5 protein-coding genes (1 of these 5 cut by a window edge) are annotated in these 13,397 nt (G+C 72.7%); all 5 read right to left on the bottom strand.

The window, feature by feature from the left end:
• Tightly spaced (each overlapping or abutting the next), the 5 genes in view from AB0H64_RS16155 to AB0H64_RS16135 form a layout consistent with a single transcriptional unit that may run on beyond the window.
• On the bottom strand, positions 1 to 1,564 hold the 5' portion of the coding sequence (locus tag AB0H64_RS16155) for an amino acid adenylation domain-containing protein (protein ID WP_357624507.1). Its footprint begins 1,577 nt before the window's first position; the window shows 1,564 of its 3,141 coding nt (coding positions 1–1,564); the start codon lies at positions 1,562 to 1,564; its stop codon lies off the left edge, out of view.
• The gene (locus tag AB0H64_RS16150) at positions 1,557 to 1,754 is read right to left on the bottom strand and encodes an MbtH family NRPS accessory protein (RefSeq protein WP_357624505.1); all 198 of its coding nucleotides are present in this window, start codon (positions 1,752 to 1,754) and stop codon (positions 1,557 to 1,559) included. The genes AB0H64_RS16155 and AB0H64_RS16150 overlap by 8 nt, the downstream gene beginning before the upstream one ends.
• Positions 1,751 to 7,180: an SDR family NAD(P)-dependent oxidoreductase gene (locus AB0H64_RS16145; protein WP_357624502.1), complete on the bottom strand. Its 5,430-nt coding sequence runs from the start codon at positions 7,178 to 7,180 to the stop codon at positions 1,751 to 1,753. The genes AB0H64_RS16150 and AB0H64_RS16145 overlap by 4 nt, the downstream gene beginning before the upstream one ends.
• Positions 7,177 to 11,784: an amino acid adenylation domain-containing protein gene (locus tag AB0H64_RS16140; protein ID WP_357624500.1), complete on the bottom strand. Its 4,608-nt coding sequence runs from the start codon at positions 11,782 to 11,784 to the stop codon at positions 7,177 to 7,179. The genes AB0H64_RS16145 and AB0H64_RS16140 overlap by 4 nt, the downstream gene beginning before the upstream one ends.
• Positions 11,781 to 13,238 carry a thioesterase domain-containing protein gene (locus tag AB0H64_RS16135; protein ID WP_357624558.1) on the bottom strand — a complete coding sequence of 486 codons (1,458 nt, stop codon included), beginning with the start codon at positions 13,236 to 13,238 and terminating at the stop codon, positions 11,781 to 11,783. Before AB0H64_RS16135 ends, AB0H64_RS16140 begins: the two co-directional genes overlap by 4 nt.
• Between the last annotated feature and the right edge of the window lie 159 nt (positions 13,239 to 13,397).

Genomic DNA, 13,397 nt, shown 5'->3' with positions numbered 1-13,397 from the left:
CGAGAAGCGCGACGACCAGCTCGGGCGAGCGTTCCGCGGAGACCGCGACAGGCTGGCCACGTTCGACGCCGATGTGCCGCAACCACCGGGCGAGCCGGTTGGCACGGCCGTTGAGCTCGGCGTAGGTGAGCGTGACATCGCCGAAGAGCACCGCGGGAGCGTCGGGAGTCGCGGTGGCCTGGGCCTCGATCAACGTGTGCAGGGTGCCGGGCGCGGCCTGAGGCGCACCGACCCCGAGGGCCAGGACCCGCTCACGCTCTTCCTCCGCGAGCATCGGGAGCGCGGAAACCGTCCGGTCGGGGTCGGCGACGGCCGACTCGACCAGCGTCCGCAGGTTCGTCTCGAAGCGTTCGATCGTCTCCGGATCGAACAGGTCGGTGGCGTACTCCAGCCGGGTGTGCAGCTGCCCGTCGCGCATGTTGACGTCGAGCTGGATGTCCACCTTCGCGGTGCCGTTGGCGATCTGCCCTTCGTTGGTGCGGATGGCCAGGTTGAACATCACCTGATAGATGGGCGGCACGCTCAGGTCCCGGGCCGGCTGCAGGTCCTCCACGAGCCGCTCGAACGGCAGCTCCTGATGGTCCAGCGCCTCGGCCACCGTCGCCCGCACGCGGGCGGCGGCCTCGCGGAAGCTGGGCGCGCCCGACAGATCCACGCGCAGCGCCACCGCGTTGACGAACATGCCGATGACCGGCTCGGTCTCGGGCAGCAACCGTCCCGCGATCGGCGTGCCCACCACGATGTCGTCGATCCCGGACCAGCGCGACAGCACGGCCGCGTACGCGGTGAGCATCACCGTGAACAACGTCGTGTTGAGCTCCTTGGCCAGCCGCTCCACGCTCGCCGACAGCTCGGGGGAGTAGGCGCCGAGCCGTATCTCGCCCTGATAGCTACGGCGAGCCGGCCGCGGCCGATCGCCAGGGAGAGCGAGGTCGGCGGGCACCCCGGCCAGCCGTTCGCGCCAGTGCGCCAGCTCGGTCTCCAGGAACTCGCCGGACAACCTGCCGCGCTGCCACACGGCGAAGTCGGCGAACTGGATCGGCAGTTCGGGCAGCTGCGGCGCCCGGTCCTCGCCGAGCGCGTCGTAACACTCCCCCACCTCGTCCATGAAGATCATGGAGGAGACGCCGTCGAAGATCGTGTGATCGAAGACGATGACCTGCCGCAGATCGTTCTCGGCCAGCTTGACATGCCTGGCGCGGAACAGCGGCGCCCGCTCCATGTCGAACGGCAGGACCGCGTCCGCCTTGGCCAGGCGGGCCAGCTCCGCCTCCGCGTCGGCCCGCGGAAGGTGGGTCAGGTCCGTCTCCGTCAGCACCGTGGGCGGCGCGTCGGGGTGGACGATCTGCACCACCTGCCCGTCCCGGAACTCGAAAGTGGTGCGCAGCGCCTCATGGCGCCGCACCACCAGATCGATCGCCCGCTCCAGCCGGCGCGGGTCCACCGGCTGCCTGGCCGCCATCGGCATGTACATCCCGATGTTGTAGACGGCCAGGTCGGGCTCGAAGCGCGAAAGGAACCACATCCGCTCCTGACCGGAGGACGCGGGGAAGGCATCACTCACTGTCCATCGCCTCTCGCAGGCTCTTCGGCCGCATGTCGGTCCACACCTGCTCGATGTGTTCCAGGCATTCCTCCTTGGTGCCGGAGAAGCCGGCGTCGTACCAGCCGGAGGGGTTGTCCCGGCCGGCGGGCCAGATGGAGTACTGCTCCTCGTCGTTGAGAACGACCTTGGTCTCTGCGCCTGTGCTCATGCGGAACTCCGGGGGAGGCGGGGGATGGTCTGGGTGGCGGGCCCAGGGGTGGGTCCAGGGGTGGGCCCGGGAGTGGGCCCAGGAGTGGACGCCGCGGCGGCGTCGATCAGGGCTGCGACCCCGGCCACGGTCGGCTCCTCGAAGAGGCTGCGCATCGGCAGCCGCACCCCCAGCTCCTTCCGGATGAGGGCGATGAGCTGGACCGCGATGAGCGAGTTGCCGCCCAGCTCGAAGAAGTCGTCGTCGATGCCGATGTGGTCGCCGCCGAGCACCTCGCCCCACAGGCGGGCGATCGTGGCCTCGGCGTTGTTGCGCGGGGCGACGTAACCCTCGGCGGGCGCCTTGTCCTGCCGGTCGGCGACCGCTGCCGGATCGAGCTCGGTCTCGACGGTCTCCTGGGTCAGCGAGCCGACGCCGGCGACGAGCTCGGCCACCGTGCTGGCCGCCACCACGACCTGGGGGCCGAGTGGGGCGGCGAGCAGCCGGCGCAGGGAGAGGGCCCCGTCGGCCGGCCTGATGCCGACCTCGTCGTCGGCCGCCGCGGCCGGGGCGGCGCGCTGGGAGTCGGCACTGGTGACGACCCCGGACACCACGGCCTCGGTGTCGATCCTCCGGAGGACGTAGTCGGAGATCTGCACCAGCACCGTCCCGTCGGGCGCGATCAGCGTGACGTCCACGACCAGCACCTCGTCGGTGTCGGTGCTGGTGATGCGCAGGTGGCTCCAGAACGCCTCGGGCAGGCTCCCGAACACGGTGATGCGGCCGTAGCCGAGCGGCAGGTAGTGGCCCTCGACCGCGACCCAGCTGAAGGTGGTGGCGGCGTCGAGCAGGGCCGGGTGCAGCCCCCAGCGGTCGAGATCGACCATCAGCACGTCGTTGGCCTCGAACAGGCCGAGCGCCTCCTGCTGACCGACGTGCGTGGCGGTCAGGGTCCGGTGCCAGTGCCCGCCCAGCGTGAGCAGGCCCGACAGCGGGACGCCGCCCTGCTCGTCCGCCGAGGACACGCAGCGGTCCATGATCGCGCGCAGGTCCACGCGGTCGGCGGGGGGCGGGCTCACCTTGGCCGCCGTGCCTCTGGCATGCGTGCGGTGTGATCCGCCGATGATGCTCTGCACCTGGAACTCCGCGCCGTCCGCCTCCGGGGTTAAGATCACCCGTACCTCGGCGGTCGCCCCGTCGGCCACCGACAGCGGTTCGACGAACACGACGTCCCGCAGCTCGATGAGCCCGCCGCCGGGGAGCACCGCCTCGGCGGCCGTCCTGGCCAGCTCGACGTGGCCGGTGCCCGGTAGCACCGGTACGTCGGCGATGCGGTGTTCGTCCAGCACCCAGTGCGTGCTCGGCGAGAGCGTGCCGCTGCACCAGTCGAGGCCGCTGGCGCCCTCTGCGGCGTGCCGCGCGTCGAGGACCGGGTGGTCGATCGCCTTGATCCGGTCGCCGCGCTGCAACGCGACGAATCCGGCGGGCGCCGCGGTCTCCACCGCCATGCCGACTTCCAGCCACCTGCCCCAGTTGACGCTGACGACCTGGGCGGCGTTCCAGCCTCGTCCGGCGCGGGCGTGCGCGTCGAGGAAGTTGTTGGCCGCGCAGTAGTCGATCTGCCCGAACCCGCCGGCCACCGCGGTGATCGACGAGCAGAGCACCACGGCCTCCAGCTCCAGGTCGCCGAAGGCCTCCTGCAGCGCCAGCGTGCCGAGCACCTTGGGGCGGAGCACGGCTTCGGCCGCCTCCCTCTCCTTGATCTGGGCCATGCCGCCGCCGGGCAGGCCGGCCGCGTGCACGAGCACGTCCACCCGGCCGAAGGCGGCGAGCGTCTCGTCCCTGACCCGGCGCATGTCCGCCGGGTCCGTCACGTCGGCGGCCAGGGTCAGCACCCGCGCCCCGGCGGCCTCCATCCGGCGGATCGCCTCGACGGCGCGCGCCTCGCGGGCCGACCGCGGCGGGCCTCCGGGCAGCCCGCTCCTGGACAGCAGGACGAGGCCGACGCGGGCCCGCGCCGCCAGATCCTCGGCCAGCGAGACGCCGATGCCGCCCAGACCGCCGGTGATCACGTACACCTGGCCGTCGCGCGGCTCACCCGGCTCGCTCGCCACCTCCACCTGCTCGTATCCGAGCAGCCACCGCTTCCCGCCGCGCAGGGCGACCGGGGCCAGCAGCCCGGCCTCGCCGGGCTCCGCCGCGCGGCCCAGCTCGGCGGCGACGCCACGCACGGCGTCCCGATCCGGTGCGTCGATGTGGCGGACGCGCAGCCACGGCGTCTCCAGGGGGACGACCCGGGCGAAGGCGGCCAGCGTCGCGTGCTCCGGCCTGGTCAGGTCGCCGCCGACGACGTCCATCGTGCCCGCGGTCACCAGGTCGAGCTGCACACCACCCGGAGGCTGGGCCGCCGACAGCGCCTGCACGAGACCCAGGACGCCGAAGAAGCCGCGGTCCTGTGCCGCCCACGTCTGCTCGTCGCCGGTGAGGGCCCAGGCGTGCACGATCCGCTCGGGAATCTCGCCGACCGCTTCGAGCAGCGCGTCGTAGTCCTCCCGTACGGCCGGCCGTACCGTGAAATATCCGTCGGAAGCGCCGAACGCCGTGCCCGGCCGTACCTCCAGAACCTCGGCCCCGGAAGCGCGTAGTGCGTCGGCCAGCGTGGCCGAGTCCTCGTCCACGAAGGTCAGGCAGCGCGTGATCGGCGACGGCCCCGCCGTCCCCTGGGCCGGACGGGCGGGTGCCTGGTGCCAGACGGGCACGCCGTACCACTGCTCGGGCGGCAGGGGCCCGTCGGCCCGCTGCGGGCGGGCGACGCCGCCGACGAAGGCGCCCTGCGGGTCGGGGTCGATCCAGGCGCGCTGCCGCTCCCACGGGTACCCCGGCAGCGAGACGCGGAAGCCGGGGGCGCCGAAGTCGTTCAGCTCGATGCCGTGGACCCAGAGCTTGCCCACGGCCTGCGAGAAGACCGCGACGTCACCGGCCCGATCGCGCGGACCGGGCAGCGACGGCAGCGGGGCGATCGCACCGGCGGGCAGTTGCGTGTCCGCCAGGCCGGACAGTTGCCGTCCCGGCCCGCACTCGATCATGATCCATTCGCCGTCGGCCAGGAGCGTCGAGACGCAGTCGCCGAAACGGACCGGTTCGCGCACGTGCCTGGCCCAGTAGGACGGGTCGGTGGCCTCGGCGGCGGTGATCCAGGTGCCGGTCACGTTGGACAGGAACGGCAGGCTCGGCGCAGCCGGCTCGACGGCCGCGACCAGCTCGCGGAACTCGCCGAGCATCGGCTCCATCATCGCCGAGTGGAAGGCGTGCGAGGTGCGCAGCCGGGTGCAGCCGATGCCCTCCTCCTCCAGCATCTCGGCCAGTTCCCTGATCGACTCCGACGGGCCGGACACGACGCACGTGCCGGGGCCGTTGATCGTGGCCACGGAGACGTCGTCGGGCAGCATCGGCGCGATCTCGTCGGGCATGAGCTGCACGGCCAGCATGGAGCCCGGCGGCAGGGCCTGGATCAGCCGCCCGCGCGCCGCGACCAGCCGCAACGCGTCGGGCAGCGTGAAGACGCCGGCGATGGTGGCCGCCGCGTACTCGCCGATGCTGTGGCCGATCATCGCGGCGGGCTCGACGCCCAGCGAGAGCCAGAGCCTGGCCAGCGCGTACTCGACCGTGAACAGGGCGGGCTGGGTGAGCGAGGTCTGCCTCAGCGCCTCGTCCGCCTCCTCGCCGGTGGCGAAGATCTGCTCACGCACGTCCAGGACGGCCGCGCACTCGTCGACCGCCTCGCGGAAGACCGGCTCGTTCCGGTACAGCTCCGCGGCCATGCCGCCGTACTGGGAGCCCTGACCGGAGAAGAGGAAGGCCACCTGCGGAGGTCGCTTCGGCTTGGCGCCGGCGACGATCCGCTTGGGGTCGGACAGCGCGGCCACCGCGTCGCCCGGCGAGGTGGCGACGACGGTGGCGCGGTGCTTGAGCTCCCGGCGGCCCACGCGCAGCGTGAAGGCCACGTCGGCCAGGTCCGTCTCGGGGTGCTCGGCCAGGTGCGCGGCCAGCCGTTCCCGCGCCGCGGCCAGCGCCGACTCCGTCCTGGCCGACAGCTTCAGCAGGTGCGCGGGCCGCTCGCGGGGGAGCGGCGGGCGCGGCGGCGCCTCCTCCAGTACGGCATGCGCGTTCGTGCCGCCGATGCCGAACGAGCTGACCCCCGCGCGGCGCGGGAAGGCGTCGCGCTCCCACTTCGTCGGCGAGGAGACGACGTAGAACGGGCTCGCCGGGAAGTCGATCTTGGGGTTGGGGCTCTTGTAGTGCAGCGTCGGCGGGATCAGCTTGTTCTCCAGCGCCAGCACTGTCTTGATCAGGCTGGGGACGCCGGCCGACTGGCCGAGGTGGCCGATGTTGCTCTTGACCGAGCCGATGCCGCACCACTGGGTGTCGGTCGTATGCTGCGCGAACACGCTGGACAGCGCGGCCACCTCGATCGGGTCGCCGAGTGCCGTGCCGGTGCCGTGCGCCTCGACGTAGGTGACCGTACGAGGATCCACGCCGCCCACACCCAGCGCCTGCGCGACCACCGCGGCCTGCCCGTCCAGGCTCGGCGCGGAGAAGCCCACCTTGCCCGCGCCGTCGTTGTTGATCGCGTTGCCCAGGACCACCGCGCGGATGTTGTCGCGGTCCTCGATCGCCTCGGACAGCCGCTTCAGCACGAGGACGCCGCCGCCGCTGCCCCAGATCGTGCCGCCGGCGTCGGCGTCGAAGGAGCGAGTGTGTCCGTCGGGCGAGACGATACCGTCCTGGTCGTAGACGTACCCCTCCCCCTGCGGCAGGTCCAGCATGGCCGAGCCGGCCAGCGCCATGTCGCATTCGCCGTTGCGCAGCGCCTCACACGCGATGTGGAACGCCACCAGCGCGGTCGAGCACGCGGTGTGCACGGTGTAGCTGGGGCCGCGCAGGTCGAGCTTGTAGGAGGTGAGGGTCGCGCAGTAGTCGACGTGGTTGCCCACCATGACCGCCAGCCATCCGGCGTTCCTGTGGGCCTGGGCGTTGCTGCGAATGTTCCGCCACTGGTAGACGTCCGCCCCGGTCCCGGCGTAGACCCCGATCTCGCCCGGATAGCGGAACGGGTCGTAGCCCGCGTCCTCCAACGCCGTGTGCGACAGCTCGAGGAACAGCCGATGCTGCGGATCGCGGACCTCTGCTTCCCTGATCGACATGCCGAAGAACGCCGCGTCGAAGTCCTGATGGTCTTCCAACACCATGGCGGCCGGCACGAAGTTCGGGTCGGCCAGCATCCCTTCCGCCGCGCCCAGAGCCCGTTGCTCCTCCAGGGTGTACGTGGTCAGCGACTCGACGCCGTCGGCCAGGTTGCGCCAGAACTGCTGCGCGTCACCCGCTCCCGGGACCCGGCACGACAAGCCGATGATCGCGATCGGCTCAGCCGTGGGTTCGTCCGTCATGGGGTAGTCCCCTTCTCGTTGCGGTTCCTCAACCTGTCTCGTCGTACGGCCAGGCGGCGCGCCGCCCGGTCCAGCCCCGGACTGCCGCCCGCGCCATCGAGATGAGCGGCGAGCGTCCGGATCGTGGGATGCCTGAACAGCTCCACGATCGGGATCTCACGGCCGGTCGCCGCCTTCAGCCGCGCCTGCACGGCGGCCATGGCCAGCGAGTGGCCGCCGATCTCGAAGAAGTTGTCGTCGGGGCCGAGCCGCGGCACGCCCAGCACGGCATGCCACACCTGGGCGACCGTCTTCTGCGTGGGACCGTCGAGGCGGTCGCCGGTCTTCGGCTGCTCGACCGGCCGCCCACGCAGCGCGGCGCGGTCCACCTTGCCGTTGGGCGTCAGCGGCAGCGCGGGCAGCGCCACCACCTCGGTGGGTACGGCGTGCTCGGGCAGCACGCGGCGCAGTTCCTCCAGGATTCGATGCGCCGCCAGCCCAGGCCCGGCAGGCACCACGTAGCCGGTGAGCGTGCCGCCCTCGACCTTGGCCGCAGCGGCACGCACGTCCCGGCAGGCGGCGAGCGCCGCCTCCACCTCGCCCAGCTCGACCCGGAACCCGCGCACCTTCGCCTGGTCGTCGGCGCGCCCGGCCGGGGTGATCGTGCCGTCGGGGTTGCGCCGGCCGAGGTCCCCGGTGCGGAAGCGGTCGCCGGCGAAGCGCCGGCCGGTCAGCGCCGGATCCAGGTAACCGGTGGCCAGGTGGCGGCTGCGGACGACCACCTCGCCGAGCTCGCCCACACCGGCCCGCCCGCCGTCCGGCGCCACCACGATGATCTCGCTGCCCTCGACGGGCCGCCCGATCGGCACGATCTCCGGGTACGGCTCCGTGAGCTCGTGCCACGCGTGCACCTGTGGCGTCTCGGTCGTGCCGTAGAAGGCGACGAGCCGGGCACGGGGCACGAGCGTGCGCAGCCTGCCCGCCTCGGCGCCGGTGAACAGGTCGCCACCCACGCCGGCCAGCCGCACGTCGGGCAGCGTGGCGCCGGTGCCCGCCAGCATCGCCGCGAGCTGTGGCGTCAGGTGGAGGACGGTGATCGCGTGCTCGCGCAGCCAGGCGACGAGCCTGGCGGGATCGCGGGTCAGCTCCTGCCCGGGCACGAACAGCTCGGCGCCCGCCGCGGCCGGGACGAACATGTCGCGCAGCGCCGGATCGTGGGCGAGCCCGGACAGGAGCGCGAACCGATCGTGCGGCTCGATGGTGAAGGTGCGGACGTACCAGGAGATGAAATGAGCCAGCGGCCTCTCGGAGGTGACGACCGGCTTGGGATCGCCTGTGGTGCCCGAGGTCATCGAGAGATAGCCCGGCCCCGGCAGGTCAACGCTGCCCTCGCGCAGCTCGATCTCGTGGTCCCGGAGGACCGCCCGGGCTCCCGCGGCGGCGATCTGCCTCTCCTGTACGGCAGGAGGATAAGCCGAGTCGATCACCACCCACCGTGCCCCCGCCGCCAGCAGGCCGAGCAGGATCCCCGGCAGCTCGGGCACCCGCGAGGCGACGACGGCCACCACGGCCCCCGGCTCGACACCCGCGCTCCGAAGCGCCGCCTCGGTCCGCCGCCGCGTCACCGCATGCGTGTCGCCGACCAGCTCCAGCAGCCCGGGCCCGTCCCAGTCCGGGAGCTCCACGTCGGGGGAGTCGTGTCCCACCCGCCCCGTCAGCAGCTCGTCGAGCAGCTCGACGTAGCCGTCGACCAGCGCCGCCATGCGCTCGGCCGTATAGAGGTCGGGGTTGTAGACCAGCTCCAGCGCGTAACCGTCGCGCTGCTCGCTCACGTACATCGTCAGGTCGAACAGCGCCCCCGGCAGCCCGGGCCGCAACGGCTCGCTCGCGCAGCCGGTCAGCTCCAGCCGGGCCTGCGCGAAGTTGTACATGTTGAACATGACCTGCGTGATCGGGTTGCGGCTCAGGTCGCGCGGCAGCCGCAGCGACTCCAGCAGCTGCCCGAGGGGCACGTCGGGGTGCCTGATCGCGGCGCCCAGCTCGGCCGCGCACGCCGTCACCTGCTCCGCGAAGTCCCCCTGAGGGCGCAGCCGCAGCGGCAGGACCTGTACGCACATCCCCACCAACGACTCGAACGCCACGTGCGGCCGGTCAGCGTACGCCGCCCCCACCACCAGGTCGTCCCGCCCCGACAGCCTGGAAAGCTGCCTGCCGAAGGCCGCCAGCAGCACCGCGTACGGTGTGGTCCCCAGTCTCGCAGCCAGCTCGGCCACCCGCTTGGCGAGTGTCGCGTCCAGCGCACCCCGGCAGGAGGCGCCGTGGAAGGTCTGAGCGGGCGGCCTGGCCCCATCCCTCGGCAGATCCAGCACCAGCGGGGCATCGCGCAGGTGCTCTCGCCACCAGCTCAGTGCCTGGCCGTCGCCGTGCCCGCGCAGCCAGCGCACGTAGTCGGCGAACGCGTGCCCTGGCACCTCGACCTGCTCGCCGCGGTAGGCGACGGCCAGGTCCCGGTAGAGCACCTCCTGCGACCAGCCGTCGAACACCAGATGGTGCGCGGTCAGGCAGAGCACGTGCTCGTCCGGGCCGAGCCGGATGAGCCGCGCCCGGAACAGCGGCCCGGCGGCCAGGTCGAAACGCGCCCGCGCCTCCGCCTGCAACGCCTCGGCCAGTTCCTCGGGGGAGCGGTCGTCGATCGGCAGCGGCACCTCACCCGGCGGCGCGACCGTCACCTCGGGGATCCCGTCGCGCGCGCTCACCCGCCAGCGCAACGCCTCGTGGACCGCCACCACGGCCGTGAGCGCGCGATGGAGCGCGGCGGTGTCGAGCGGGCCGCGGATCCGCTCGGCCATCGCGATGTTGTGCGCGGTGGACGCCGGCGCCAGCTGCTCGACGAACCACATCCGGCGCTGGGCGGGGGAGAGCGCGGCAGGGCTGCCGGTGGGCGGCGCCGCAGCGGTCTCCCGGGGCGCGCGCTCCACCAGCTCACGCAGCTCGCCGAAGGTCCTGGCCGCGTACACGTCCTCGACCGACACCGCCCGGCCCAGCTCCGCGTGCACCGCGGCCACCAGCCGCATCGCCCGCAGCGAGTGCCCGCCGCGCTGGAAGAAGTCGTCTCCGTCGTCCGGTGCGGGCGCCTCCAGCACCCGCGCCCAGATCCCGGCCAGTCCCGTGCCGCTTCCCCGCTCCGGCTGGGACCGCGCCCGGAGCGTGGCGAGGTCGACCTTGCCCGAGGCGTTCAGCGGGAGGATGGCCAGCCGTACCAGCCTGCTCGGCAGCATGTACGGCGGCAGCCGTACCGCCAGATCCTCCCGCAGCTCGGCCAGGCCGGGTGCGTCCTCCGGCGTCACGTAGGCCACCAGTTCGCCCGCGAAGTCCACCACCGCCTGCAGCACCCCGGGATGCGCGCGCAGCGCCGACTCCACCTCGCCGATCTCCACCCGCTGTCCCTGGACCTTCACCTGGCGGTCGAGGCGGCCCATGAACGAGATCTGGCCGTCCTCCTCCCACATCACGTGGTCGCCGGTCCGGTACAACCGCGCGCCCGGCTCCGCCGCGAACGGGTCGGGCACGAAACGCTCGGCCGTCAGCCCGGGCCGGCCCAGGTAGCCGCGGCTCACCTGCGGCCCACCGATGAACAGCTCACCCGGCACACCGGGCGGGCACTCGTTCAGTTCCTCGTCGAGGATGTGCGCCCGACAGCCGCTCAGCGGCCGCCCGATCGGCAGCGGCCGCTCCCACACGCCCTCGAACTCGCCGCCCACCACGCAGACGGTCGACTCGGTCGGGCCGTACCAGTTGTGGAAGCGCGCGTGCGCCGACCACCGCGCCACCTGCTCGGGACCGGGCGGCTCGCCCGCCGTCACCACGTCCTTCAGGCACGGCAGGCGCGCAGGATCCACCAGCGGCAGCAACGCAGGCGGGATGAATCCCCACGTGACGTCGTGCTCCTCCAGGAAGCGCTGTAACCGGGCCGGATCCACCCGGTCCTCGTCCGGTACCAGCTGCACGCAGCCGCCGGCGGTCAGCGGGGCCAGCATGTCCAGCACCGAGACGTCGAAGCCGAGCGCGGAGAAGGCGACCGAGCGGCAGCTCGCGTCCAGGCCGAAGTGCGTGGCCGTCGAGGTGGCGAAGGCGACCGCGCTGCGGTGGCTGACCACCACGCCCTTGGGACGGCCGGTGGAGCCCGAGGTGTAGATCACGTAGGCCGCATTGTCCGGTACGGCGTCGCTCTCCCGCGGTGCCGCGGCGCCGGCCGAAGCCGGCACGAGGGTACGGCCGCAGCCGTCCAGGAGCTCGCGGCCGCGCCCGTCCACGACGACCACCGCGATCCCGGCGTCCTCCAGCACCTCCTCCAGGCGCTTGCGCGGATGACCCGGATCCAGCGGTACGTAGGCGCCGCCGGCGAGCATGATGCCCAGCACCGCCACCGGCATCAGCGGGGTGCGGCGGGCGCACAGGCCCACGCGCGTCTCCGGCCCGACGCCGAGCTCGCGGAGCCGGCCCGCCAGCGCCCACGCTCGCTCGACCAGCTGGGCGTAGGTCAGCACGTCGTTCCATTGCCGGACCGCCGGGGCATCCGGGGTCTTCGCGGCCTGGGCCGTGATCAGACTGCTGAGGAGCGTCATCCTGCGGCCTCCACACCCTGCCGTACCAGCCGGCCTTGCCGTACCGTCTCGAAACGCAGCAGGAAGCGCGGCGCGCGGACGGCGATCGCGGCGATCGCCCGGCCCAGCGGCAGGTGCGTCACCCGCCACTCCGCCAGCCGCGCCACCTCGGGCTCCGCCTCGGGCACCCAGGTCGCGCCTGGTCGCTGCCCGGCGAACCCGAACAGCGCCGGATCCACCCGCAGCCCGTCACCGGTCGCCTTCAGCACCGCTTCCTTCGCCGTCCACGTGCGCAGCGCACTGTGCAACCGCAGCTCCTCGGGCAGCGCGGCGAACTCATCGCGCTCCCGCTCGTCCAGCGCCCCCTCGAAGAAGGCCTGCTCGTTGGCCAGCGGGCGCAGGCGCTCGAGGTCGGCGCCCACCTCCCGGCCCGTCGCCAGCGCGACCAGCACGAGCCCGCCCGATTGGCTGAGGCTGTAGGTCAGCTCGGTCCCGGTGTACGGCTTGCCGCCGGGCCGGGTACGCAGCTCGTCGACGCCCGGCTCGACCCCGTACTCCCTGAGCAGCCGCCGCATCAGCACCGACCTGCCGACGAACCAGCGCCGATGGTCCTCCTGCCGGAACCTGCCCGCTCGTGCCGCCTCCTTGGGCGACAGCTCGTCGACGGCCGCGCACATCTCGGGCAGTTCCTCGAGGTCGGCCAGCCACACGTGCACCTCGTCCGCGGCCGGGCTCTGCTGGGGGCCCGCTGCGATCGTCCGCGCCACCTGATCGCCGTGCGTGGCGAGGAAGAGGTGCGCGGCGTCGAGCGTGTGCAGGCGGAAGGTCGAGGAGGTGTGCCGGGCCCAGCCGAGCATGGCGGGGTGGACGACCTCTCGGTCATGAGCGCCGGCGAAGGCGACGATGGGGACGTCGAGCGGCTCCTGCCTGGCGAAGCGGTAACGGCGCAGCCACTCCATGTCCGTGCGCAGGGCGGGGATGAGCAGAGCCTTGACCTCGGGCTGCGTCCGTAACTCCGCTGGCGCGCCCAGCCGGTGGATCAGCTCTTCGATCAGGTCCTCGTCACCCAGGCCCGTCCACCGCCCCAGCGTCTCCTGACGCTCCGGCGGGTGCGCGGCGCCGACGTAGAGGCATTCGGGCGCGCGCACGCCCAGCCGCCGTAGCTCGCGGACCACCTCGAAGGCGACCCGCCCGCCCATGCTGTGCCCATAGATCGAGTACGGCGTGCCGTGGTGGGCGGCGATGGACCGTGCGATCAGCTCCGGGGAGAGGGCCCCGGGTTCAGCCACCCGGCCTTCCCGGCCGGGGAGCATCGCCACCCGTACGTCGAAGACTCCGTCGAACGCCTGCCTCCACGCCCAGAAGGCGGAGACGTCTCCGCCGGCGTAGGGGAGGCAGAAGAGGAGCCGAGTGCCGGGCGGGCATCGCGTCAGCGAGGCGAACGGTGTCCCAGGAAGCACGTGTTCCTCTCGCATTGCCACGCGCAGTCCCCCCGGACAGGTCCACCGCGCCGTGCGAGGTCGTCGCGCGGGCAGCTGGAAAGTATGGGTCGCTCGTCAAGGTTCGTCCTGGCGAGGATCGGTCGATGGCCAAAGCCACGCCATTCCTATTATTGCGTCCGAAAGACAGTCAAG

It is taken from the genome of Nonomuraea sp. NPDC050733, assembly GCF_040654215.1.
GTDB lineage: Bacteria > Actinomycetota > Actinomycetes > Streptosporangiales > Streptosporangiaceae > Nonomuraea.
The sequence above is the reverse complement of the archived record's forward strand: the minus strand, read 5'-3'. Positions and strand labels throughout refer to the sequence as shown.